Origin of the sequence: Kitasatospora sp. NPDC001603 (assembly GCF_040298365.1) — a bacterium.
Lineage (GTDB): Bacteria > Actinomycetota > Actinomycetes > Streptomycetales > Streptomycetaceae > Kitasatospora.
Genome location: NZ_JBEPAA010000041.1, coordinates 40,512 through 62,268 on the forward strand (window position 1 = coordinate 40,512; position 21,757 = coordinate 62,268).

At 73.7% G+C, this 21,757-nt stretch carries 26 protein-coding genes; 8 read left to right on the forward strand and 18 right to left on the reverse strand.

Annotation, left to right across the window (positions count from 1 at the left end):
- Positions 1-2 precede the first annotated feature (2 nt).
- The gene (locus ABT263_RS24340) at positions 3-749 is read right to left on the reverse strand and encodes an MBL fold metallo-hydrolase (protein ID WP_352293196.1); all 747 of its coding nucleotides are present in this window, start codon (positions 747-749) and stop codon (positions 3-5) included.
- 183 nt (positions 750-932) lie between these two features.
- Positions 933-1,124 carry a helix-turn-helix transcriptional regulator gene (locus ABT263_RS24345; protein WP_329487833.1) on the reverse strand — a complete coding sequence of 64 codons (192 nt, stop codon included), beginning with the start codon at positions 1,122-1,124 and terminating at the stop codon, positions 933-935.
- A gap of 184 nt (positions 1,125-1,308) precedes the next feature.
- On the opposite strand from ABT263_RS24345, the gene ABT263_RS24350 reads away from it, so the two are divergent.
- Positions 1,309-1,761, forward strand: a complete 453-nt coding sequence (locus ABT263_RS24350) for a type II toxin-antitoxin system PemK/MazF family toxin (RefSeq protein WP_352293198.1) — start codon at positions 1,309-1,311, stop codon at positions 1,759-1,761.
- A gap of 46 nt (positions 1,762-1,807) precedes the next feature.
- Here ABT263_RS24350 and ABT263_RS24355 read toward each other — a convergent pair whose 3' ends face one another.
- The 7 genes from ABT263_RS24355 to clpS all read right to left on the reverse strand — a co-directional run bounded on the left by ABT263_RS24355 (position 1,808) and on the right by clpS (position 6,588).
- Complete coding sequence (locus ABT263_RS24355; RefSeq protein WP_329487836.1) at positions 1,808-2,776, reverse strand: PLP-dependent cysteine synthase family protein; 969 nt, start codon at positions 2,774-2,776, stop codon at positions 1,808-1,810.
- Between the two features lie 81 nt (positions 2,777-2,857).
- Positions 2,858-3,136, reverse strand: a complete 279-nt coding sequence (locus tag ABT263_RS24360) for a MoaD/ThiS family protein (protein ID WP_030394231.1) — start codon at positions 3,134-3,136, stop codon at positions 2,858-2,860.
- A 103-nt stretch (positions 3,137-3,239) separates the two neighbouring features.
- Entirely contained in the window at positions 3,240-3,359 is a 120-nt protein-coding gene (locus ABT263_RS24365; protein WP_327677307.1) for a putative leader peptide, read from the reverse strand.
- 138 nt (positions 3,360-3,497) lie between these two features.
- On the reverse strand, positions 3,498-3,929 hold the full coding sequence (locus ABT263_RS24370) for a M67 family metallopeptidase (protein ID WP_329487837.1): 432 nt from the start codon (positions 3,927-3,929) through the stop codon (positions 3,498-3,500).
- Positions 3,930-4,017: 88 nt separating this feature from the next.
- Positions 4,018-5,472: an amino acid permease gene (locus ABT263_RS24375; protein WP_329487838.1), complete on the reverse strand. Its 1,455-nt coding sequence runs from the start codon at positions 5,470-5,472 to the stop codon at positions 4,018-4,020.
- Between the two features lie 187 nt (positions 5,473-5,659).
- Positions 5,660-6,235, reverse strand: coding sequence for a DUF2017 domain-containing protein (locus ABT263_RS24380; RefSeq protein ID WP_329487839.1), 576 nt, complete (start codon positions 6,233-6,235; stop codon positions 5,660-5,662).
- A 59-nt stretch (positions 6,236-6,294) separates the two neighbouring features.
- Positions 6,295-6,588 carry an ATP-dependent Clp protease adapter ClpS gene (gene clpS, locus ABT263_RS24385; protein WP_329487840.1) on the reverse strand — a complete coding sequence of 98 codons (294 nt, stop codon included), beginning with the start codon at positions 6,586-6,588 and terminating at the stop codon, positions 6,295-6,297.
- A 152-nt stretch (positions 6,589-6,740) separates the two neighbouring features.
- Here clpS and ABT263_RS24390 point away from each other — a divergent pair, with 152 nt between their 5' ends.
- Positions 6,741-8,057 carry a nicotinate phosphoribosyltransferase gene (locus ABT263_RS24390; RefSeq protein ID WP_352293200.1) on the forward strand — a complete coding sequence of 439 codons (1,317 nt, stop codon included), beginning with the start codon at positions 6,741-6,743 and terminating at the stop codon, positions 8,055-8,057.
- A gap of 159 nt (positions 8,058-8,216) precedes the next feature.
- Positions 8,217-8,807, forward strand: coding sequence for an isochorismatase family protein (locus ABT263_RS24395; RefSeq protein WP_329487842.1), 591 nt, complete (start codon positions 8,217-8,219; stop codon positions 8,805-8,807).
- Positions 8,808-8,826: 19 nt separating this feature from the next.
- Here ABT263_RS24395 and ABT263_RS24400 read toward each other — a convergent pair whose 3' ends face one another.
- Positions 8,827-9,858: a hypothetical protein gene (locus ABT263_RS24400; RefSeq protein ID WP_352293201.1), complete on the reverse strand. Its 1,032-nt coding sequence runs from the start codon at positions 9,856-9,858 to the stop codon at positions 8,827-8,829.
- A 255-nt stretch (positions 9,859-10,113) separates the two neighbouring features.
- Here ABT263_RS24400 and ABT263_RS24405 point away from each other — a divergent pair, with 255 nt between their 5' ends.
- Both ABT263_RS24405 and ABT263_RS24410 read left to right on the forward strand, forming a co-directional pair.
- Complete coding sequence (locus ABT263_RS24405) at positions 10,114-10,626, forward strand: hypothetical protein (protein WP_352293203.1); 513 nt, start codon at positions 10,114-10,116, stop codon at positions 10,624-10,626.
- A 704-nt stretch (positions 10,627-11,330) separates the two neighbouring features.
- A complete protein-coding gene (locus ABT263_RS24410; protein ID WP_352293205.1) occupies positions 11,331-11,765 on the forward strand; it encodes an RNA polymerase sigma factor in 435 nt (144 codons plus the stop codon).
- Positions 11,766-11,831: 66 nt separating this feature from the next.
- Here the strand turns inward: ABT263_RS24410 and ABT263_RS24415 are convergent, their stop codons facing one another.
- Positions 11,832-12,434 carry a DinB family protein gene (locus ABT263_RS24415; RefSeq protein ID WP_352293207.1) on the reverse strand — a complete coding sequence of 201 codons (603 nt, stop codon included), beginning with the start codon at positions 12,432-12,434 and terminating at the stop codon, positions 11,832-11,834.
- 133 nt (positions 12,435-12,567) lie between these two features.
- The gene (locus ABT263_RS24420; protein WP_352293209.1) at positions 12,568-12,963 is read right to left on the reverse strand and encodes a winged helix-turn-helix transcriptional regulator; all 396 of its coding nucleotides are present in this window, start codon (positions 12,961-12,963) and stop codon (positions 12,568-12,570) included.
- A 129-nt stretch (positions 12,964-13,092) separates the two neighbouring features.
- On the opposite strand from ABT263_RS24420, the gene ABT263_RS24425 reads away from it, so the two are divergent.
- Together ABT263_RS24425 and ABT263_RS24430 are read left to right on the forward strand one after the other, a co-directional pair.
- A complete protein-coding gene (locus ABT263_RS24425; protein WP_352293211.1) occupies positions 13,093-13,752 on the forward strand; it encodes an NAD(P)-dependent oxidoreductase in 660 nt (219 codons plus the stop codon).
- A gap of 109 nt (positions 13,753-13,861) precedes the next feature.
- Complete coding sequence (locus tag ABT263_RS24430) at positions 13,862-14,350, forward strand: GNAT family N-acetyltransferase (protein WP_352293213.1); 489 nt, start codon at positions 13,862-13,864, stop codon at positions 14,348-14,350.
- Between the two features lie 24 nt (positions 14,351-14,374).
- Here the strand turns inward: ABT263_RS24430 and mycP are convergent, their stop codons facing one another.
- The 4 genes from mycP to ABT263_RS24450 all read right to left on the reverse strand — a co-directional run bounded on the left by mycP (position 14,375) and on the right by ABT263_RS24450 (position 18,498).
- Positions 14,375-15,553, reverse strand: a complete 1,179-nt coding sequence (mycP, locus tag ABT263_RS24435; RefSeq protein WP_352293215.1) for a type VII secretion-associated serine protease mycosin — start codon at positions 15,551-15,553, stop codon at positions 14,375-14,377.
- A gap of 168 nt (positions 15,554-15,721) precedes the next feature.
- Positions 15,722-17,119 (reverse strand): WXG100 family type VII secretion target, encoded by a 1,398-nt coding sequence (locus ABT263_RS24440; RefSeq protein ID WP_352293217.1) that lies wholly within the window; start codon positions 17,117-17,119, stop codon positions 15,722-15,724.
- A gap of 91 nt (positions 17,120-17,210) precedes the next feature.
- Positions 17,211-17,657 carry a DUF2563 family protein gene (locus ABT263_RS24445; RefSeq protein ID WP_352293219.1) on the reverse strand — a complete coding sequence of 149 codons (447 nt, stop codon included), beginning with the start codon at positions 17,655-17,657 and terminating at the stop codon, positions 17,211-17,213.
- Positions 17,658-17,784: 127 nt separating this feature from the next.
- Positions 17,785-18,498, reverse strand: coding sequence for an endonuclease V (locus ABT263_RS24450; RefSeq protein WP_352293221.1), 714 nt, complete (start codon positions 18,496-18,498; stop codon positions 17,785-17,787).
- 233 nt (positions 18,499-18,731) lie between these two features.
- On the opposite strand from ABT263_RS24450, the gene ABT263_RS24455 reads away from it, so the two are divergent.
- Positions 18,732-19,013: a hypothetical protein gene (locus ABT263_RS24455; RefSeq protein WP_352293223.1), complete on the forward strand. Its 282-nt coding sequence runs from the start codon at positions 18,732-18,734 to the stop codon at positions 19,011-19,013.
- Between the two features lie 37 nt (positions 19,014-19,050).
- On the opposite strand, the gene ABT263_RS24460 is transcribed toward ABT263_RS24455, so the two are convergent.
- Together ABT263_RS24460 and ABT263_RS24465 are read right to left on the reverse strand one after the other, a co-directional pair.
- Positions 19,051-19,821, reverse strand: a complete 771-nt coding sequence (locus tag ABT263_RS24460; protein WP_352293225.1) for an RDD family protein — start codon at positions 19,819-19,821, stop codon at positions 19,051-19,053.
- A gap of 79 nt (positions 19,822-19,900) precedes the next feature.
- Complete coding sequence (locus ABT263_RS24465; protein ID WP_352293227.1) at positions 19,901-21,466, reverse strand: RDD family protein; 1,566 nt, start codon at positions 21,464-21,466, stop codon at positions 19,901-19,903.
- Between the last annotated feature and the right edge of the window lie 291 nt (positions 21,467-21,757).

Below are 21,757 nucleotides of genomic sequence, written 5' to 3' on the forward strand. Positions count from 1 at the left end.
GTTCAGAGGTCGTAGACGGCGCCGGCTCTCGCGATGTCGACCGGTCCGGCGAAGGCGGCGGCGGCGTCCCGGCGGTTGTGTTCGGCGTCGGTCCACGGCGGGATGTGGGTGAGGACGAGCCGGCGGGCGCGGGCGGCGGTGGCGTGTTCGCCGGCCTCGCGGCCGTTGAGGTGGACGGCCCGGTAGGTGTCGCGGCCGTCGATGTAGGCGGCTTCGCAGAGGAAGAGGTCGCTGTCGCGGGCGAGTTCGACGAGCGCGGCGCTCTCGCCGGTGTCGCCGGAGTAGACGAGGGCGCGGCCGGCGTGTTCGAGCCGGAAGGCGAACGCGTCGACGGGGTGGTTGACCTGGGCGACCTCGATCCGGAACGGGCCGAGGTCGAAGGCGCCGGGGGTGAGGGTCCGGAAGTCGAAGACCCCCTTCATGCCGGGGTTCTCGGGCATGTCGTAGGCGCGGGCCATCCGCTCGGCGGTGCCGGCCGGGCCGTAGACGGGCAACGGGTCGGGGCAGCCCTCGGCCCGGTAGTTGCGGGCGACCCAGTAGGCGCAGAGGTCGACGCAGTGGTCGGCGTGCAGGTGGCTGAGCAGGACGGCGTCGACCTCGTAGAGGCTGACGTACTTCTGCAGGGCGCCGAGCGCGCCGTTGCCGAGGTCGAGTACGACGCGGTAGCCGTCGGCCTCCACGAGGTAGCTGGAGCACGGCGAGTCGGCGGACGGGAAGCTCCCCGAGCACCCCACCACGGTCAGTTTCATCCGAGCCCCTCCGCCCCGACACGTTTCGGCTGCTGCTGGTCAATGGCAGTACCGGCCGGTGAACCGGCGGGTAGCACTGCGTTCGCGTGTCGAGAGTAAGGGCGGAGGGGCACTTTGCCCCCGTCTCCGTGCCGGGCTGTGGCTGGAATCACCAGAACGCCGGGGGCGGCTCGGTGCGGTGGTTCAGCGGTGGCCGGGGCGCCGGCGGGCCCAGGCCTTGATCGTGTCGGGGTGCCAGCGGGGGTGTCCGTTGCCGTCGACGGCATCGGGGTCGGGGAGCAGGCCGTGCCGGCGGTAGTTGCGGACGGTCTCCGGCTGGACGTTGATGTGGCGGGCGATCTCGGCGTACGACCACAGGTCGGTGCTGCGGCTCACGGGTCACCTCGGGGTGCAGGGGGGACGTGCGTGATCAGCTTTCCGGGCCCCGGGAGCGGCATCCGGCGCACAACGGACTCCGTGGTCATTCCGTGACGAACCGGGAGCAGGGAACGGATAAATGCCCGACTGTCACAGCCGTCGTGGTGGTGGGGCCGGCCGGGTGCCGGGTACGGTCTGGCGGATGACTGGCTTCTGGGTGCTGCTGGCCGTGGCGGGTGCCGCGCTGCTGGCCGTTGTCGTGTCGGTGCTGGTGCGGCGGGCGCGCGGCGGGCCCGCGCCGACCCGGCCGGCGCCGCGGCCGCGCCCGGCGAAGGGGCGCCCGGGCCCGGCGCCGCAGGAGATCTGGTGGGCGGAGGTGCCGTTCGAGGACGGCTCGGGGGCGAAGGACCGCCCCTGCCTGGTGCTGCGGGTCGGCGGCCGGACCGCGACCGTCGCGAAGATCACCAGCAAGCACCACGCGGAGCGGCCGGGCGTGCTGGCGCTGCCGCCCGGCTCGGTGGGCGACCGCCAGGGGCGGACCAGCTGGCTGGAGACCGACGAGCTGCGCGAGGTGCCGCTCTCGGCCTTCCGCCGCCGGGCGGGTGTGGTCGACGGGCGGATCTGGGCCCGGGCCCGGCAGGCGGTCTCGGGCTAGGGGCGTCCGGCCGGGCCGGGCCGCAGGGACGGGCCCGGAGCCTTCGTCAGGCCCAGAGCTGGCCCTGCAGGGCCTCGACCGCGGCCTCGGTCGACTCGGCGGTGTAGATGCCGGTGGAGAGGTACTTCCAGCCGCCGTCCGCGACGACGAAGACGATGTCGGCGCGCTCCGCGGCGGTGGCGGCCTTGCGGCCGACGCCGATCGCGGCGTGCAGGATGGCGCCGGTGGAGACGCCCGCGAAGATGCCCTCCTGCTGGAGGAGTTCACGGGTGCGGCGGACGGCGTCGGCGGAGCCGACCGAGAAGCGGGTGGTGAGCACCTCGGCGTCGTACAGCTCGGGGACGAAGCCCTCGTCGAGGTTGCGCAGGCCGTAGACCAGGTCGTCGTAGCGGGGCTCGGCGGCGACGATCCGCACCCCGGGCACCTTCTCGCGCAGGAACCGGCCGACGCCCATCAGGGTGCCGGTGGTGCCCAGGCCGGCCACGAAGTGGGTGACGGAGGGCAGGTCCGCGAGGATCTCGGGGCCGGTGGTGGCGTAGTGGGCGCCGGCGTTGTCGGGGTTGCCGTACTGGTAGAGCATCACCCAGTCGGGGTGCTCGGCGGCGATCTCCTTGGCGATCCGCACCGCGGTGTTGGAGCCGCCGGCGGCCGGTGAGGGGATGATCTCCGCGCCCCACATGCGCAGCAGTTCGCGGCGCTCCTCGCTGGTGTTCTCCGGCATCACGCAGACCATCCGGTAGCCCTTGAGCTTGGCGGCCATGGCGAGCGAGATGCCGGTGTTGCCGCTGGTGGGCTCCAGGATGGTGCACCCGGGGGTGAGCAGCCCGGCGGCCTCGGCGCGCTCGATCATGTGCAGCGCGGGGCGGTCCTTGATGGAGCCGGTGGGGTTGCGGTCCTCCAGCTTGGCCCAGAGGGTCACCAGGCCGTCGGTGTTGCCGGGGACGGCGGCGGAGAGTCGGGGCAGGCGGACGAGCGGGGTGTTGCCGACGGCTTCGAGCGGGCTGTCGTAACGCAAGGGGTGCCTCCGGCAACGGCGGTGAGGGTCGGGTGCGGCGGTCCTCCCGCCCGCGCGGCCGGCGGGCGGGAGGGCCGGAGGTCAGCGGGCGCCGCCGGCCACGGCGGGCAGGATGGTGACGCTGTCGCCGTCGGCGAGGGCGGTGGAGATGCCCTCCAGGAAGCGGACGTCCTCGTCGTTGAGGTAGACGTTGACGAAGCGGCGCAGCTCGCCGCCGTCCAGCAGGCGGGCGGCGATGCCCGGGTGGCGGGCGTCGAGGTCCTGGAAGAGTTCCCCGAGGTTGCTGCCGGTGCCCTCGACGGCCTTGGCGCCGTCGGTGTAGGTGCGGAGGATGGTCGGGATGCGGACCTCGATGGCCATGGGTGCGCTCCTGTGCGAGTCGTGAGGTGGGTGGGCCGCAGCGGGCGCGGCAGGTCGGGTCCGGCCCGGTGCGCAGGGCGTGCGGCGGGCCTGGGCGGGCGGCTCAGCGCGAGCGCGCCGGCGTGCCGGGACAGATCGCGCTGGCGAGCCGGCACAGGTCGACGTGCAGGCGCGCCACGAGGCGGGTGCCCGGGGCCTGAGTGCTCACATCGACGGAACGCATGGGCTCATCGTATAGATTCCCGGGCTCGCTCCGACATGCCTGTCTCGGAATCCGGATGTTTCCGTTTCTTTGGTTGAGACGGCAGGGCCCGCCGCCGTCGCTCGGACGGTCGGCGGGCCGCGCCCAGGGGGGTGCCGGTCAGGGCTGGTAGGCCTCGACGACCTGGACGTCTTCCTCCGTGATCGCGCCGTCCACGATGCGGAACGATCGGAACTGGTACGGGTCGTCCGGGCCGTTGCCGTCGGCGGTGGAGACCAGGACGTAGTGGGCGAACGGCTCGGAGGCGTAGCTCACGTCGGTGCGCGAGGGGTAGGCCTCGGTGGCGGTGTGCGAGTGGTAGACGATCACGGGCTCCTCGTCCCGGTCGTCCATCTCGCGGTAGAGCTTCAGCAGGTCGCCCGAGTCGAACTCGTAGAAGGTGGGCGACCGGGCGGCGTTGAGCATCGGGACGAACCGCTCGGGCCGTCCGCTGCCGGCCGGTCCGGCGACCACGCCACAGGCCTCGTCCGGGTGGTCGGCGCGGGCGTGGGCGACGATGGCGTCGCGCAGTTCTCGGGTGATGGTCAGCATGCGGTCAGGATAGCCACGCCCCGGCGGGTGTCCGCCGGGGCGTCCGGGGCGTGGTCGGCGCCGGTCCGGGAGGCGGACGGCGGGCGGCTCAGTGGCCGCCGCCGTTGCCGTTGCGGGCGTGCAGGTGGTCGTGGGCGACGGCGTGGACGGCCTGCGGGCGGCGGCGCTTGAGCACCTGGTAGCCGACCACGAGCAGGACGGCCCAGCCGGGGAAGACGTACAGCGAGATGCGGTTGTCCTTGTCGAGGGCGATCAGGACGATCACCAGGGCGAGGAAGCCGAGGGCGGCCCAGCTGCTCCAGAGGCCGCCGGGCGCCTTGAAGCCGGGGGGCGGCAGGTGGCCGCCCTTCCAGGCCTTCCGGTAGCGGATCTGGGAGACCAGGATGACCGCCCAGGTCCAGAGTCCGCAGACGGTGGCCACCGAGGTGATGTACTCGAACGCCTTGGCCGGGACGAGGTAGTTGAGCACCACGCCGGCGCCCATCAGCAGCGAGGAGAGGGTGATCGCGACGGCGGGGCTGCGGTGGGAGTTGAGCTTGGTGAGCCGGCCGGGGGCCTGGCCGCGCAGGGCGAGGTCGCGCAGCATCCGGCCGGTGGAGTACATGCCGGAGTTGCAGGAGGAGAGTGCCGCGGTGAGCACCACGAAGTTGATGATGCCGGCCGCGGCGGGGATGCCGATCTTGCCGAAGGCGGCGACGAACGGGCTGACGCCGGGCTGGAATTCGGTCCACGGCACCAGCGACAGGATGATCACCAGGGCGCCGATGTAGAAGAGCGCGATCCGCCAGGGCAGCGTGTTGATGGCGCGCGGCAGGGTCTTCTGCGGGTTCTCGCTCTCGCCGGCGGTGACGCCGACGAGCTCGACGCCGAGGTAGGCGAACATGACGATCTGCAGGGTCATCACGGTGGCGCCGATCCCCTTGGGGAAGAAGCCGCCGTTGTCCCAGAGGTGGGTGATCGACGCGGTGTCACCGGCGTCGCTGAAGCCGAGGGTCAGCACGCCGATGCCGATCAGGATCATGCCGATGATGGCGGTGACCTTGACCATCGAGAACCAGAACTCGATCTCGCCGAACAGCTTCACCGAGATCAGGTTGGCCCCGTAGAGGATGACCAGGAAGGTGAGGGCGCTGAGCCACTGCGGGATGCCGGGCGCCCAGAACTTCACGTAGACGGCGGCGGCGGTGGTCTCGGCCATGCCGGTGACCACCCAGAACAGCCAGTACGTCCAGCCGGTCACGAAGCCGGCGAAGGGGCCGAGGAACTCCCGGGCGTACTCGGCGAAGCTGCCGGCGACCGGGCGGTAGGTGAGCAGCTCGCCGAGGGCCCGCATGATCACGAAGATCACCACGCCGGCCACGGCGTAGGAGAGGATCAGGCTCGGTCCGGACTTGGAGATCGCGGTGCCGGCGCCGAGGAAGAGCCCGGTGCCGATGGCGCCGCCGATGGCGATCATCTGGATCTGGCGACTGCCCAGACCCCGCTCGTAGCCCTCCTCGTCCGGTTTGGAGTCGACGACCTCGTCGTAGATCTGTTCGGCCATGGTGCACCGTCCTGGGTGGGTCTCGTGGGGTGGAGCAGTCGTACCACGCAGGTTCCGGATAGCGGTGTTCATCTGAGCGATATTTGAGCATGTCGTCATATGATTCCGCCCGTTTTGAGCGGAAAAGCCGTGACCCCCCGTCCAGCATGCGGACGGGGGGTCACGGCGGCCCGGCGGCGGGGCGGGATCAGTCCGCGATCGCCTCCAGCAGCGACTCCTGCAGCGCCCCCAGCCACAGGTAGGCCATCACCAGCGGCTTGCGCTCGTCGCTGTCCGGCAGGTCGTACAGGCCCTGCTCGTCCTCCTCCTCGACCTCCAGCCGCACCCCCAGGGTGAGCCGCAGGTCGTTGAGCGCGCCCAGCCAGCGCAGGCAGTCGGCGGCGGCCAGCTTGAGCACGCCGCCCTCGCCGCCGAGACCGTCCAGCGCGCGGACCACCTGCAGCGCGTCCTCGCGCTTGCGGGCCCGCAGGTCCAGCTCGGTGTAGCGGCGGAACTCCCGGGCGGCTTCCCTGGCCTCGGCGTCGTCCGGCTTCTCCGGGTCGCCGTAGGCGTCGGGGAAGAGCCGGGCCAGCGCCGGGTCGGCGGGGGCCTCGGTCGGCCCGTCGGCGAACAGCGCGGCGAGCGGGTCGTCGGAGTCCCCGCCCGGGCCCGGTCCGATCAGCTCCAGCATCTGCACCTCCAGCGAGCGCAGGATGGAGGCCTCCAGCTCGTCCAGCGCGATCGCCGCGCTCCCGCCGCCGGCACTCTCGAACAACCCAGCCATCTGTATCGGTCAGCCCGTCTTCGTCGTCTTCGGTGGGGTGCGGGGACGCGGTCCGCGGGTCAGTCGTGCTGCAGCGTGGCCCACAGTCCGTAGCCGTGCATCGCCTGCACGTCGCGTTCCATCTCCTCGCGGGACCCGCTGGAGACCACCGCCCGGCCCTTGCTGTGCACCTCCATCATCAGCTTCCGGGCCTTGTCCTTCGGGTAGCCGAAGTAGGCCTGGAACACGTACTGGACGTAGCTCATCAGGTTGACCGGGTCGTTGTGCACGATGGTCACCCAGGGCGTGTCCGGCTCCGCCACCGGCAGGCCTTCGACCTCCGGGCGCTCGATCTCCACGGGCGCGACACTCACCGCTGGGTCCTCCTCGCCGTTCTTCCCGCACATACCCCTTCAGCCCCCATGCTGCCATCCGGGGAACCTCCGGGCGATTCCGGCCCGGGGTCCGCGAAGACCCCCGACGAGAAATCGTCAATCTGACGCTAAGTGGTAGTAGCATCATCCCCATGGACGCCACTTCAGTGCGCGCGGCCGGTTCGACCGCGCTCCTCACCGACCGCTACGAGCTCACCATGTTGCAGGCCGCCCTGCGCAGCGGAGCCGCGCACCGCCGCTCCGTCTTCGAGGTGTTCACCCGCCGCCTGCCGGCCGGCCGCCGCTACGGCGTGATGGCCGGCACCGGGCGGGTGCTCGACGCCGTCGAGAACTTCCGCTTCACCAGCGCGCAGCTCGACTGGCTGGCCGGCCAGGGCGTGGTCGAGGAGGACACCCTGCGCTTCCTGGCCGACTACCGGTTCACCGGCGACATCCACGGCTACCCGGAGGGCGAGGTCTACTTCCCCGGTTCGCCGCTGCTCACCGTCGAGGGCAGCTTCGCCGAGGCGGTGATCCTGGAGACGGTGATCCTCTCGATCCTCAATCACGACTCGGCGATCGCGGCCGCCGCCGCCCGGATGACCGCGGCCGCCGGCGGCCGCCCGTGCATCGAGATGGGCGCCCGGCGCGCCCACGAGCAGGCCGCCGTGGCCGCCGCCCGCGCCGCGTACGTGGCCGGCTTCGCGGCCACCTCCGACCTGGAGGCCGGCTTCACCTACGACATCCCGACCACCGGCACCGCCGCCCACGCCTTCACCCTGGTGCACGACGACGAGCGGGGCGCGTTCCGGGCGCAGATCGCCTCGATGGGCCGGGGCACCACCCTGCTGGTCGACACCTTCGACCTGCGCGAGGCCGTGCGCACCGCCGTCGAGGTGGCCGGCCCCGAGCTCGGCGCGGTGCGGATCGACTCCGGTGACCTCACCCTGCTGGCCCACCGGGTCCGCCGTCAGCTGGACGAGCTCGGCGCCGAGAAGACCCGGATCATCGTCACCTCCGACCTGGACGAGTACGCGATCGCCGCGCTGGCCGCCGCCCCGGTCGACGGCTACGGCGTCGGCACCAGCCTGGTCACCGGCAGCGGCCACCCGACCTGCGCGATGGTCTACAAGCTGGTCGCCCGCGCCCAGGTGCCGGACGGACCGCTGCTGCCGGTCGCCAAGCGCTCGGCGGGCGCCAAGAGCAGTGTCGGCGGCCGCAAGTGGGCGGCCCGCCGCCCCGACCAGGACGGCGTCGCCGAGGCCGAGGTGGTCGGCACCGGGCCGATCCCGGCCGAGCTGGAACCGCACCTCCTTCAGGTACCGCTGGTGCGGGCCGGCGAGGTGGTCGGCCGGGAGCCGCTCGGCGCGGCCCGCGAGCGGCTCGTCCGGGCCCTGGCCGGGCTGCCGCTGTCGGCGACCCAGTTGTCCAAGGGCGACCCGGTGCTGCCGACCGAACTGATCGTCTGACCGCCGGTCGGCGCGGGCCGCACGACCGGCGGCGGAGGGCCCGGGCGCTCCCCGGGCCTTCCGCCACCGGGTGCCACTGCCTACAGTCGACCGTAGAGTTCCACCGGAAGCGCGGAGAACCAGCGCACCGCCCCCACCACACCACCGAGGATGCAAGCCATGCACCGGGCACTGATCGTCGTCGACGTGCAGAACGACTTCTGCGAGGGCGGCAGCCTGGCCGTCGCCGGCGGGGCCGAGGTGGCCGCCGCGATCACCGACCTGATCGCCGAGTCCCCCGCCGGCTACCAGCACGTCCTCGCGACCCGCGACAACCACATCGATCCGGGCGACCACTTCTCCGACCACCCGGACTACGTCAACAGCTGGCCGGTGCACTGCGTGGCGGGCACCGAGGGCGTCGGCTTCCACCCCAACTTCGCGCCCTCCGTCACCTCCGGCGCGATCGAGGCGGTCTTCGACAAGGGCGCCTACGCGGCGGCGTACAGCGGATTCGAGGGCGTCGACGAGAACAACCGCGGCCCGATCGAGTGGCTGCGCGAGCGTCAGGTCAGCGAGGTCGACGTGGTCGGGCTCGCCACCGACCACTGCGTCAAGGCCACCGCGCTGGACGCCGTCCGGGCGGGCTTCGCGACCCGGATCCTGCTCGACCTCACGGCCGGCGTGTCGCCGCGGACCACCGCCGCCGCGCTGGAGGAGCTGCGGGCGGCCGGCGTCGAACTGGTCGGGACGCCGACGGTTCGGGGCTGAGCCCCGGAGCGGCGCCGGCTCACCGCTCGGTGACCAGCAGCTCCACCACGTCGGTGCCGCCCTGCCGGAAGGCCTCGCGCAGCTCGGCGCCGACGGCCTCCGGCTCGTCGGCCAGCCGCGCACCGGAGAGGTAGACCACCCGGACCCCGAGGTACTCCATCCGGTGCTGGCCGGCACGCACCCAGGCGGCCTCCCCCTCGCTGACGCAGCGCAGCTCGGAGTCGACCTCCACCGCCACCCCCGACCGCGGCCAGTAGAGGTCCGGGACGGCGATGTAGGTGCCGCCGCGCATCCGCAGCTCGGGACCGGTCAGCGGGGCGGGCAGCAGCCACTCGTCCAGCAGGGCGCCGACCCGTTCCAGCACCGCCTCCCGCTCGGCGGCCAGCAGCTCGTCCAGCGCGGCCCGCACCCGCAGGTCGGCGGCCAGCCCGGACTCGGTCAGCTCGGCGACCAACTCCCGGACGGTGCAGCGGATGCCGGGGCGCGCCACGGCCTCCCGCAGCACCGCGCGGACCGGCAGCGCGACGCCCTCGCCGAACGCCGGCGCGGCGCCGTCCGCCGTCCACTCGCGCAGCGCGTCGGCGACCGCCCGGGCGACCGGCGCGCAGGCCAGGCCGTGCACCGAGCTGGCGACCAACTCCCGCTCGGTGCGCCGGATCCGCACCCCGCCGGCGTCCTTCAGACGGCGCTGGCGGGGCACCAGGACGTCCACCCCGGTGACGGCGGGCAGCCGGGGCACGGCAGCGAAGCCGTAGAGCGCCAGCGCGGCCGTCCCGGTGATCACCGCGCCCTCCCGGCGGCCCTCCTCGCGCCCGTTCTGCGCGGCGTAGAGCAGGGCCGCCCACATCCGCTGCTCCGGGGTCGGCTCGGCGGACTGCAGGAGGTAGACCCTGGGCAGCAGCCGCTGCCAGGGGCCGCCGCGGCGGCAGTGCTCGGTGACCACCCGGGCCGGCACGCCCCGGGCGCGCAGCTGGCTGGCGGTGATGACGTTCTGCTGACGCTTCGCCAGTTCCTCCAGGGAGGGCGGCGGCGAGGGGATCCGGTAGCTCATGCCGACACCATCCCCAACCGCCCGCACCGACCATCGGCCACCTGACGCACTGTTACCCAACCGTCGCGAAACCGGGACCAGCCCGCACTAAAGTCCTCATACCCTCACTCATTCGGCGTAATAGGCGTTCATATACTTGTCATCATTGATCGATGCCGATCGACCACCAGGGTGTCTGACCGTGCGTGACCAAGGGCATACGATGAAGCGCGTCCGGACGTCACTCCCACTCCCCGGATTGCCTACTCTTGGTGCATGTCACGTGACGAGACCGCCGGCCTCCGCGCGGCCCAGCTCCGCCTTGGCCGCCTGCCCGGATACGTCCGCCGGCCGGACCCGGCCCGCCGCAGCGGCGAACAGGGCCATACGTACAAGAAGGGCTGGGAGGTTCGCTTCACCGCCCGCAGCGAGGCGGAGATAGCCGAGATCCGCGACCTGGTGGTCGCCGCCGGATTCGCCCCGGCCAGGCCCTTCTTCAAGGGCCACCAGCTGATCCAGCCCGTCTACGGGATGGCCGCCGTCCAGGCCTACCTGGCCGCGAGACAGGCGGCCGAGGACCAGGCCGCCCGCATCGCGGTCGGCCGCGAACGACGGACCGACGACCCCACCGGGCCGGACCCGGCCGCCAGCGCGAGCGCCGCCGGAGCCGCCGCGGCGGCGGCCGAACTGGCCCGGCGGCGGGCCGTCGAGGCGTTTCCCGCCCAGCTCGGACGGGCCGCCGCGGCGGACGGCCGGATCACCACTTCCGAGGCCGGGCGCACCGGCTGACGTTCGCTCGGACGAGCGACCCGCGTCACGCGCCCGCGCGCCGGGCGCCGGAGCGCCACCGACACGGACAGGGCGGCCGGAGGGGGCCGGACCGCCCGCCCCGCCGCCTCGACCGCACCGCTTCGACCCGACCCCGGTCCCGGCCCACCCGTCCCCACCGTCTCCGCACAGCCCCGCCCAGCACGCACAGCCCCACAGGGCTGCACCGGGGACTCCGTCAGGCCTCATCCGGCCCCGCGCGACCCCTCCCCGGCCGGCCGGCTCCCACCCGGCACCGCCCCCCGGCGGCGCGAGCGCACCACCCCTTCGCCGACCCGCCCCGGGGACCGTCCGAACACCTGCCCAGGCCCGCCACGCGCGCGACCGGTTGCGCGCGTGCGGCTTCACGCCGATGGCGTGGACGTGAGCCGCCGAACCGCCTACGGTGGCTCATCAACCGCCCCGCGACTCCCTCGCCCCACCCCTCTGACCGGCCACGACGCACTCAGATCCGCGCCTGCCGCACCACTGCGCCCCACTCCACCACCGGCCCCGCACCACCTTGCCGTCCGCTCGCCCGCATCCGGCCACCGCCGGAACCGGCCGAGCGGCGGTGCGTTCCGGGCATTCAATCCGATTGGTCACCCAGCGCACCGAGCGCCTACCGTAGAGTGAGCACAGATGATCGACCGTCAGAAGCCCATCTCACTTGCCGAGAAGCCGAGATGACCAACCGTCATGACAGCACCGCCGAGCCTCCCCCGGGGCTCGACGAACCGCCTGCCGTACCGCTGGAGTTCGCGGCCTTCTGCGAACTGCACCGACCGCGGTACCTCAGCTACGCCCGGGTATGGCTGCCGGACCAGACCGAGGCGGCCGGCGCGGTCCAACAGGCCTTCGCCGAAATCGCCGTCCACTGGCGGGAGTTGCTGGGCAGCTCCAACCCCACGGCGCACGCCTGGCAGATCCTGCGCGGCACGGTCGGCGACCACACCCGCCGGCCCGGACCCGACCACCCGGCCGCCGACGACGACCTGGCGATCCTGCACTACGTGGTCGGCCTCGCCGCACCCGAGATCGCCGATGTCATCGGCACCGACACCGCCAGCGTGGCCGGCCGACTCCGCCGCACCATGCTGCGTGAGGCCTCCGGCTGGTGACCCCGGCCGAGCCCTCGCGCCGGGCCGCCGCGCCGCGTACCGGCGCCCGGACCCGCGACCGGTGGATCAGACCCGCTCGCCCGTCACGTCGTAGAGGTGGTGGACCGGGTCGTGGACCAGGTAGCGGGCGAACGACTCCACCGTGAAGCGCGCGCCGTCGCTGCGGTTGCCGGTGCGCCGCCACTGCTCGTCCGTGACCCGCTCGAAGGCGTCCGCCAGGATCCGCGCCGCCGCGGCCAGATCCGCCGCGACGGCGTCCGGCCGCTGCTCCCCGTAGCGTTCGGCGACGGCCGTCTCGTCCTGGTCCCAGTTCGGGAAGTCCGGGCCCTCCCGGTCGAGCATGAGGTTCAGCCGGACGTGGAACAGTCGGAAGACGTCCCGCACGTGGCAGGCGTACTCCAGGTCCGACCAGGTCTCCGGGCGGGGCCGCCGGCGCAGCGCCTCACCGTCACCGGACAGGACCGCCACCCAGGCCTCCGCGTTGGCCCGGATCAGCCCGGGGACGGCCTCGCGGGCCACGGCCCCGGAGTCCAGGCCGCAGTCCGGGCAGGCCCGCTCCAGGACCCAGGTCCAGTCCTTGGTGTCCGGGACGACGGCGTCGGGGGTGCCGACGGTTCCGGGGGCGGCGGCCGGAGCCTTCGGGGCGGGGGCGTTCTCAGGGCTGGTCATGCGTCCAGGATGGCCGCGGGGAACGGCCCGCCACCAGCGGCCCGGCCGCCAGCGACCGCCGACATCCTGCCAGCGCCGCACGGCCGCGCCGCACCGCTCAGCCGCACCGCCCCGCTCAGCCGTCCCGCCCGGCTCAGCCGTTCCGCCCGGCCTCGTCCCGCTCGTACGCCTCCCGCGCCTCCAGCAGGCCGGCCAGGTTCCGGCGGCTCCAGTCGCAGAGCGCGTCCATCGGCTCCAGCAGCGTGCGGCCGAGCGGCGTCAGCGCGTACTCCACCCGGGGCGGGTTCTCGTCGTACTCGGTGCGGCTCACCGCGCCGTCCTGCTCCATCGCGCGCAAGGACTCGGCCAGCACCTTCGAGGTGATGCCGACCAGCGGCACCCGCAGCTCGGAGAAGCGGCGCGGGCCGCCCTCCAGACAGCGCATGATCCTCCAGGACCACTTCCGGCCGCCCAGCACCGGGATCGTCGGCACCGGGCAGTCCGGGTCGAAGAAGTCCGGGGGCAGCGGTTCGAGTACGGGCCGGGTCATGCCCCGAAGGTAGCCGACGCGGCGTCCGGCCGGCCCCGCGCCGGTACCGTTGAAGTAACCGGCACCCCCCGGTCTACCGTCCCGGCAACGGCGGGCGACAGCGCCCCCGGCGAGCGGACGGAGACCGCCATGAGCAGCACCGGCGAGCAGGTCGGAACAGACGTCATCGTGTTCGGCGCGGGCGGGCAGGTCGGGCGCGCCGTGGTCGCCGAGGCCCGGCGGCGCGGGCTGACCGTCACCGCCGCCGTGCGCGACCCCGAGCGCCACCGCGACCTCGCGGACACCGGCGCCGCCCTGGTCCGCTGCGACGTCACCGACGAGGCCGCCATCGCCGCCGCGGCCCTCGGGCACACCGCCGCCGTCAGCACCGTGTACACCCCCGACGTGCCCTCCGTCCGGTTCTACCGGGCCGCCACCGACGCCCTGGTGGCCGGCCTCGCCACGGCCGGGGTCCACCGCCTGGTCCACGTGGGAGTCGCCACCACGCTGGAGACCGCGCCCGGCACCGCCGTCCACGACGACCCCGCGTTCCCCGAGGCCTACCGCGCCTTCTCGCTCGGCCACTCCGGCGCACTGGACCGGCTGCGGGCGTCCGCCCCCGCGCTGGACTGGGTCGTCGTCACCCCGCCCCTCGACCTCGACCGCACCGCGCCCGGCACCGGCCGCTACCGGGTCGGCGGCCCGCGGGTCCTCGGCGAGCGGATCGCCCAGGCCGATCTCGCGGTGGCCGTGGTCGACGAGGCCGCCGCACCGGCTCACCACCGTGAGCAGATCGCCGTCGCGGCGTAGCCGGGGCCGCACGACGGGGTGACGTCGCGACCGGGTGGCGGGGCGGCCGGGCGTCGGGGCGGCGAAACCCCCTGGTCGGGCGGGGGTGCCCGGGTCCATGCTGGGCACCATGCTCATCCGCGAAGCCACCCCCGCCGACTGGCCGGCCATCTGGGCCTTCCTCCGCGAGATCGTCGCCGCCGGCGAGACCTACAGCTGGGACCGCGACACCACCGAGGACCGGGCCCGCGCGCTCTGGTGCAAACCCGCCCCCGGCCGCACCTTCGTCGCCGTCGACGAGGACGGCACCGTCCTGGGCACCGCCGAGAGCCACCCCAACCAGGCCGGCGGCGGCGCCCACGTCGCCAACGCGGGCTTCATGGTCGACCCCCGCCACTCCGGCCGGGGCGTCGCCCGCGCCCTCGGCGCCCACGTCCTCGACCAGGCCCGCGCCGACGGCTACCGCGCGATGCAGTTCAACGCCGTCGTGGAGACCAACACCCGGGCGGTGGCCCTCTGGGAGTCCCTGGGCTTCGAGATCCTCACCACCGTCCCCGAAGCCTTCCACCACCCCCAGAAGGGCTACGTCGGCCTGCACATCATGCACCGCCGGCTCTGAGGACGACGCCCGCGCACACCCGGCTCACCACTGCGGCGGCTGCTGCGGCGGGTACGGATAGGGGCTCGCCGCGACGGCCCGCCGCCGCTTCCGCGCCCGCGCCGCCAACCCCGCCGCCACCCCGGCAACCACCAGCACCAGCAGCCCACCGGCCCCGAGCAGCGTGTATGTGACCCCCGCGTTCCCGCCCGCCCCCGCCACCGGCGCCGCCATCGGCGGCCCGGAGGCACCGTCGCCGGGCACCGCCCCGGAATCCGGCGGAGCCCCCTGCGACTCCGCCCGCCCGAGCAACGGATTGGCCCTGGGCCCGCCGTCCACCGCGGGATTCGCCTCCAGCGCCTTGGCCGGATCGACGATCCCGTACCCGTAACGCGCGTTCGGCACCGCCGAGCCGTCCCCCGGTGCCGTCGCACTCTTGATCATCCGATTGATGACCTGCCCCGCCGAGAGCCCGGGATACTTCGACCTGATCAGCGCGGCGGTGGCCGAGACGTAGGCGGTGGCGTCGGAGGTGCCGTTGCCGACGTTGTAGCTCGACGTAGAGGTGATTGAGGCGTGGTAGATCCCGACACCCGGCGCGGCGATCGTCGTCTCGGGGCCGAATGTGGACTTCTCCCAGACCCGGTTCTGCTCGTCGACTGCCGCCACGGCCACTACTCCCGGGAAGGCCGCCGGGTATTCGACCGCCGAGGACTTGTTGCCGCTGTTTCCGGCCGATGCCACGACGACGATGTCCTTGGAAACCGCGTACCCGATCGCGTCCCGCGTCTGCGAGTCGGCCCCTGAATACCCTCCGAGGGAGATGTTGATGACCTGCACTCCCCGATCGGCGGCGAATCGGACGGCCTGTGCGAGGTCGGATTGCTGGGCCTCCGCCAAGCCGTCGACACTCCTGACCTTCACCGGAAGGACCTTCGCCTTCGGTGCGAGGCCGATGACCCCCGCTGACGCCCCGTGTCCGGTGCCCGCGATCAGACTCGCCATCGCCGTTCCATGGCCGTCACTGTCCAGCCGTCCGTCCGACTTCCCCCCGGCGAAATCGGCGCCGGGCAGCACCTGGCCGACGAGATCCTGGTGATCCTGGCTGACACCACCATCCACCACGGCGACGATGACGCCCTCACCTTGGCTGACCGGCCAGACCTTCGTCTCGGCGGCGAAGGTCCTCAACGGCCACTGCGAACTCCTGATCTGGTCCGCCACCGCCGGCGTGTGAACCGCCCCCCACACGAGGGCTCCGGCAGCGAGCACGGCTGCTCCACGCCCTACCCGACCACTCGTCACGCCTGGCCACCTCACTCAGTGAGCCGTCTCCTGGGCCACCGGCCCAGGAGACGACCGATCATCAGCCCATCCGTCTGCGGACAGGGGTCATTCCACCACGTTCGGGTTGGCCGGCTCGTCCGACGCCCAGGTCTCCTCGTCCTCGACGAGGTAGTCGGGGCGCTTCCCCTCCTTCTCCTCGTCCTTCTTGCGCCGTTGGGCATCACCGATCGGCATGCCCGGCACCATCCCGCCACCGGCGGCACTCGTCTCCCCTCGAAGGCGACTCCGGGCCCCGATGCCTGAGCCGCCCTCGGTGAAGGCCTGCTTAGCGCCGGATCCGGAACCCGACCGCCCGCCCTCCCCGAAGACACCGCCCGGTCGCCCCGGAATGCCGCTGCCCGAACGGGATCCGCCGGACGCCCGACCACCGCTGCCGAAGCCGCCCTCGAACACCTCGCCCGCGCCGAACGCCTTGCCCTTGCGGGCCGCGGCCTCTCCGGGTGCGCTCGCCCGGCCCGAGGCATCCGCGTTCGGTGCCCCCGGCTTGCCCTGGCCGACCGCCGGGGCCCCCGGTCCTCCCACGACCGGTCCGCCACTGGTGAGAGGCTTCCCGAAGCCGCTGCTCGTCGGCCCGCTCGGGAGCCCTGTCTGAGGCGTGGGAGTGGTGCCGGAACCGCCGGAGCTCGGGAGCGGCAAACTGGTCGCGGATGTCGTGACAGGGATGGTCTTCGTACCGTCGATCCCGGTACCCGGACCGTAGTTGGTGGTGACAGGCAGAGGCTTCGGCGCGGCCTGCGCGGTGCCTCCCTTGATGCCCGAGTCGACCGGTACGACCGGCGTCACAGCGGCCGGGCGGTCCCGCGCAGGCTGGCCGGAGGAGCGACGAGGAGGCGGCGAGGGACTGCCGGCGGTCGGCGTCGTCGTGACGCCGGTGTAGCTCGCGCCGGCCATCACGGCGCCCATCGTCGATGCCCCCGAAGAATCGTCAGGCGACGGGACGTCCTGATAGTCGTCGCCGCGCCGCTTGTTCGATCCCGGCTGGTAAGGCGGTGGTGGCTTCAGCATCGGGGTGGCGACGCGGTAGTGCATGGCGAGGGTCTGCATCACCGCGGCGGCTTCGAGTTTGCGCTGTTCGGCGATGGCCGTCCTGCTGTCCTCGTCGTCGTCGCCGAAGAGGGACGAGACGGTGTCGCCGATGCCGTCCTTGACCTGGTCCCAGCCGCTGGGTTCCTCGGGCATGTCGTGCTTGGCCTTGGCAATGGCCTCGGACATCGCCTTGAGGGTGTTGGCGGCGTCGTTGGCGTAGGAGGCCGCGTTGTTGATGGTGGCGGCGAGGTTGAGCATGCGGGTGTGGAAGGCGTCGCTGGTGGTGCCCTCCCAGCTGACGGCGGCCTCGGTGCTGGCCCGGGTGAGGGTGGCGCGGATGGCCTTGAGGGTGTCGGCGGCGCGGCGCCAGGGGTCGCCGGCGGCCATCACCTCTCCGGGGTTGAGGGCCTGGGCCATCTTCCGGAGTTCGGCGTGGCTGTAGTCGTTGAAGTTGGTGTACGTCATCGGCGGCCGCCTCCGTTCCCGCGGGGCTGTGCCCGGTCGGCGCTCATCGTTCGGACTTCCCGCCGTCGTGCCGGGGCGGCGCCACCGTGCGGGTGTAGGCGGCGGTGCTGGTGGCGGACGGTGCCGCCACCGACCAGCCGTCGTCGCCGAGTTTCAGCTTGCCGGCAGTGCGGTGTTCCTGCTCCTGGTAGTTGGCGGCGGTGAGTTCGGCCTTCTTCTGGGCCTCGTCGACGGCCTCCTGGAGCTGGTTGAGCACGTCGCGCAGGCCGTCGCGCATCGTCTGGTACCGGCCGTGCAGTTCGGTGGCCTCGGCGAAGGTGCCGAAGGAGGTCTTGCCGACGGCGCTCTGTCCGTGGGTGCGGGTTCCGTCGGCATGGCGTTCGAACTCGGCCAGCAGGAGCCGCACCTGGGCGGCGAAGGCCCGTAGTTGCTCGACTTCGACGCGGTAGCCGCCGCCGGCCCCGCCCGTCGATCCGGTCCCCGTTGACACGTCCGGCGCCTCCCCCGTGCGTCCGCCCCGCGCTGTCGTGCACAGCTCCGGGAGACACATGTCTAACACATGGGCGGGGCAAGCTGAACGGTGCTCGCGGCGAAGCGGCCGACGTCCTGGCGGACCGTCAGTTCACGGATGTTCCAAGCTGTCGAGCCGTGAGGGCGCGGCGGCAGAGCGAGTCGGCGCGGCGGGTGGTCTCGGGCAGCCGGTAGTGCGGGGCGAGGGCCAGGGTGGTGGCGACCGCCTCGGACAGGCCGATCCGGTGGCCGACGGAGACGAACACCGGTTTGACGCCGGCTCTGGTCCGGACGGCGCGGCCGACCTCCTCCCCGGTGGCCGGGTCGGTGAGCGGGGTCCAGGCGCCGCGGGCGGCCCCGGGCTCGTGGTGGTCGAAGACGAACGGGGTCTTGGCGACGCCGAGTGTGCGCAGGCCGGTGAGCACGCCGAGGTGGCTGGCCAGGCCGAGGCGGCGCGGGTGGGCTAGGCCGTAGCCGTCGCAGACCACGGTGCCGGGGGTGCGGCGGAGGGCGGCCAGGGCGTCCAGCACGGCCGGGAGTTCACGGAAGGCGAGCAGGCCGGGTACGTAGGGGAAGGCGATCCGGCCGACGGCGGTCGACTCGTCGACGACGGCCAGGGTGTCGCGGTCCAGGACCACGGCGGCGGCGACCACGAGGTCCCGTTCGTCGTCGTAGGCGACGTCCACACCGGCGATCAGCGTGTCGTCGGCCTCGGTGCCGGCCCCCGGGCCGGGGCCGTACGGCTGGACGAGCGGTCGCAGCCGTTCCTGTTCGGCGAGCGCCTCGGCCTCGGTGGCGGGCCAGTCGGCGGGGATGGGCACGGAGGGTCTCCCCCTGGGGCGTCGGGTGTCAAGGAATGTGTCCCGGTCACCGTACCGAGTGGGGCGGACGACCCCGCAGTGAGCCTGTGCGCCCCCCGTGCCCCGGATCCGGCGGCTTAGGCTGCACTTACCGAACTGCCGTACTGGGTAGGAGTTGTGGAGAGGATTCCAGCACCGGCACCGCTCCACCCCGCTTCCCGCCCGTTCCCCCGACGTGCGAAGGACCGATCGCCATGCCGCGCCCGACCCCCGCTCAGTTCTGCCTCGGCACCTGCACCGTCGTCGCCGCCGCCGTGGCGCTGCTGGCCGTCTCGGGCGCCACGGGCGTCCTGGAGATCGCCGTGCTGGTGGGCTTCGCGCTCGCCCTCGGGACGCTGGTGACGCTGCTGTCGCTGTCCACCGCCACGCAGCGCCGCACCACCGCCACGGCCGGCGCGACCGCCACGCCCGGCGCGGCACCCCTCCAAGCCGATGCCCCGGCCCCGGCCGGGCACGCGTACGCCCGGCAGCGCTGAGGCGGCACCACCGGGCGGTCCGGACGCGCGGACGGGATCAGACCGTGGAGACCACCACGGTCTTCGCGGCCTTGTCATGGAGGCACTGGCGGTACGGCTTGTCGAAGACGCCGAACAGCCCGTCGATCAGCCACCAGAGCGCCGCGCAGCAGATGACCGCAGGGAGGATGAAGACGGCGGCCCTGGTCCAGGCGGCGGCTGGTGGCGGCGTGCTGCCGTCGATCAGCATCGCGACCCTGATCTTCATGGCCTTCTTGCCGAGGGTCTGGCCGTCCCGGCTGAGCATCACGCCGTCGTAGATCAGGTAGAGGCCGCAGGCCAGCCAGAACGCGCCGGCCTCGCCCGAGCGGTCGCTGAGCGTGGCGAAGGGCAGCACCAGGATGATCGCCACGATCTGCACCAGGACGTAGTCGATCACCTGCGCGAGGATCCGGTTCGGCCAGGTGCCGAGCGGCGGCATTCCGGGGACGGGCCCGGCGCCGGGCGTGCCGTGCCCCGCAGGCCCGTATCCGGGCGGCGGCTGGTCGGACGGCGGCCCGCCGTACGGGTCCTGCCCGTACGGCGGTTGCCCGTACGGCGGTTGCCCGTACGGCGAACCGCCGGGGGTGCCCCCGTAGTCGCCCCCGTACGCGCCGGGCCGGTCGCCGTAGGGACTGCCGGGCGGCGGGGTCGAGGACGGCGGCGGGTTTCCGGACGGGTCCGACGGCGCACCTTCCGGCGTGCCGCCACCCGGGGACGGGGGCTGCTTGTCGAAGGAGGGCTGACCGCCCCCCTCCGGCTCGGAGCCTGAGGGGTTCTGGGTGCTCATTCACCGAGTAGAACATTGCAGATTGGCTAAGTTTCGGATATTTAGTCCGTTTCGCCCAGCAACCTCCGGCGGACCGCGGTCAGCCCCGGACCACCCGGGTGCCCGCCATCCGGTCGTGCCACCCGCGCCGGGCGGGGCGGTCGAACAGCGGCCAGACCAGGCCGAGCAGCAGCACCGCCGAGGCGTTCCGGGCCAGCCAGCGGGCCAGCGACCGGGCGAGGCTCAGCCGGCCCCGGGCGGCCGACGGGGCCGCGTCGACCACCCGGATCCGGACCAGGCGCTTGCCGAAGGTCTGCCCGGTGCGGGCGGTCGGCAGGACTTCGTAGAGCACCCCGACGAAGGCGAGGACGGCGAACAGGACGGCCACCTTGCCCAGCACCACCCCGTCCACCAGCCAGACGTCCACCTGGCGACGGGTCAGCGCGCTGGCCATCCTGGCCTGGTCGAGCTTCTGCTGGACGTGGGACACCACGGAGTTGCCGAGCGGGATGGCGGTCGCGGTGGCGACCACGGCGAGGACGGCGGTGTCCACCAGCCGGGCGGCCAGCCGACGTCCGAGCCCTGCGGGCAGCGGGGCGGGGGGGCGACGGCGAGCCGGCCGGGGCGCGGCGGCCCCGGCCTTCGCCCGGTCGGCGAGCGCGCCCGGAGCGGGGGCTCCGACCGGCCCCGCGACCGGGGCGGCGAACGAGGTGGTGAGGGTGCGGGGGACCGTGACGGCGGGCACCACCGCGACGGCCGACTCGGCCGCGGCTTCCAGCTCCGACCCCGGCACCGGCTCGGGCTCGGGCTCCGGCTGCGACTCCGACACCGGCTCCGGCTCCGAGGCAGGCGCAGGCACCGACGCGGGCACCGGCACCGCCTCGGGAGCACATCCGGCCACCGGCTCGGCGACGGGTTCCGCCCGCTCGCCGGACGGCCGCGCCGCGCCCTCCGCCGGCCCGTCCGCGCCGGAGGCGGGCTCCGCCCCCGGCAGCACGCCCCAGGAGACCCAGCGCGGCGCACCGCCGGTCTCCATCAGGCCACGCTGCGCCCGCGGGTCGACCTGCCAGCCGACGGCCCCCGGCTCGCCCGCACGCTGCTCCTCGGCCTCCTCGACGGCGCCGTCGCGGATCTCCCCGGCGCGCGCCGCCTCCTCACCGGCGGCCGGTTGCGCCACCGCCGGACGCAGCGCCGCATGGGCCGCCAGATGCGGCCCGACGCTGAACGACGCCCCACCCGCCGTCTGGTCCAGGTACACCGGCCCGGTCTCCCCGGACAGCCCGGCGATCGCCGGCACCGCGGGCGAGGGCACCGCACGCGCAGGCACGACCGACGAAGGCGCGACGGACGGAGGTACAGCGGAAGACGGCGCCGCGGACGACGGCGGACGGGCCTCCGGCGACGCGGGCGGCGGCACGAAGCGCGCCCCCGCCCCGGGCCCGGCCCCCGCACCGCCCCCCGCGCCACCCGCCACGCCGCCGCGGCGGGCCGCGAACCGGGGCGGCTGCAGCACCTCGCCCGCGGCCGGGGCCGGGCGGCTGGTGCCCGGCACCCACGCGGCACCGCCCCAGTAGCGGACGAAGCCGGGCACCGAGGGGTCGGGGTAGTACCCCGGGGTGGGGCCGACGGCCGTCTCCGCGCCGCCGGCGAAGGGCCGGTCCGTCATGGGGTCTTCTTTCTGGCAGGGCCGTTGCGGCGCACCCGGCGGGCGGACCACGCGACGGCGACTCGGGCGGCGGAGGTCGCTTCGCCCGTCGGCGCGCGCGAGGACGCCGCCTCATTGGCGGACAGTCGCGGGGCAGTCACAAAGGGTAGTACCTCGGCGGCGCGAAGGTGGCAAGTTGCGCGATCGCCGGACAGGCCGGGTCCGCCCGGGATAAGGAGGACGGCGCGCGTCAGCGGACCCGCGCCCGCTCCCCCCACGGTCTCCACGGCCCGCCCACGCCCGCGGGAACTC

Bases quoted from the DNA above. Each gene is read 5' to 3' on its own strand.
- ABT263_RS24405 (WP_352293203.1), top strand. From the start codon at position 10,114: ATGTCACGTGACGAGACCGCCGGCCTCCGCGCGGCCCAGCTCCGCCTT.
- ABT263_RS24390 (WP_352293200.1), top strand. From the start codon at position 6,741: ATGGACGCCACTTCAGTGCGCGCGGCCGGTTCGACCGCGCTCCTCACC.
- ABT263_RS24465 (WP_352293227.1), bottom strand. From the start codon at position 21,466: ATGACGGACCGGCCCTTCGCCGGCGGCGCGGAGACGGCCGTCGGCCCC.
- ABT263_RS24360 (WP_030394231.1), bottom strand. From the start codon at position 3,136: ATGGCCATCGAGGTCCGCATCCCGACCATCCTCCGCACCTACACCGAC.
- ABT263_RS24455 (WP_352293223.1), top strand. From the start codon at position 18,732: ATGCCGCGCCCGACCCCCGCTCAGTTCTGCCTCGGCACCTGCACCGTC.
- ABT263_RS24340 (WP_352293196.1), bottom strand. From the start codon at position 749: ATGAAACTGACCGTGGTGGGGTGCTCGGGGAGCTTCCCGTCCGCCGAC.
- ABT263_RS24350 (WP_352293198.1), top strand. From the start codon at position 1,309: ATGACTGGCTTCTGGGTGCTGCTGGCCGTGGCGGGTGCCGCGCTGCTG.
- ABT263_RS24410 (WP_352293205.1), top strand. From the start codon at position 11,331: ATGACCAACCGTCATGACAGCACCGCCGAGCCTCCCCCGGGGCTCGAC.
- ABT263_RS24365 (WP_327677307.1), bottom strand. From the start codon at position 3,359: ATGCGTTCCGTCGATGTGAGCACTCAGGCCCCGGGCACCCGCCTCGTG.
- ABT263_RS24420 (WP_352293209.1), bottom strand. From the start codon at position 12,963: ATGACCCGGCCCGTACTCGAACCGCTGCCCCCGGACTTCTTCGACCCG.
- ABT263_RS24375 (WP_329487838.1), bottom strand. From the start codon at position 5,472: ATGGCCGAACAGATCTACGACGAGGTCGTCGACTCCAAACCGGACGAG.
- ABT263_RS24395 (WP_329487842.1), top strand. From the start codon at position 8,217: ATGCACCGGGCACTGATCGTCGTCGACGTGCAGAACGACTTCTGCGAG.
- ABT263_RS24440 (WP_352293217.1), bottom strand. From the start codon at position 17,119: ATGGCCCAGGCCCTCAACCCCGGAGAGGTGATGGCCGCCGGCGACCCC.
- ABT263_RS24400 (WP_352293201.1), bottom strand. From the start codon at position 9,858: ATGAGCTACCGGATCCCCTCGCCGCCGCCCTCCCTGGAGGAACTGGCG.
- ABT263_RS24380 (WP_329487839.1), bottom strand. From the start codon at position 6,235: ATGGCTGGGTTGTTCGAGAGTGCCGGCGGCGGGAGCGCGGCGATCGCG.
- ABT263_RS24460 (WP_352293225.1), bottom strand. From the start codon at position 19,821: ATGAGCACCCAGAACCCCTCAGGCTCCGAGCCGGAGGGGGGCGGTCAG.
- ABT263_RS24425 (WP_352293211.1), top strand. From the start codon at position 13,093: ATGAGCAGCACCGGCGAGCAGGTCGGAACAGACGTCATCGTGTTCGGC.
- ABT263_RS24430 (WP_352293213.1), top strand. From the start codon at position 13,862: ATGCTCATCCGCGAAGCCACCCCCGCCGACTGGCCGGCCATCTGGGCC.
- ABT263_RS24415 (WP_352293207.1), bottom strand. From the start codon at position 12,434: ATGACCAGCCCTGAGAACGCCCCCGCCCCGAAGGCTCCGGCCGCCGCC.
- ABT263_RS24370 (WP_329487837.1), bottom strand. From the start codon at position 3,929: ATGCTGACCATCACCCGAGAACTGCGCGACGCCATCGTCGCCCACGCC.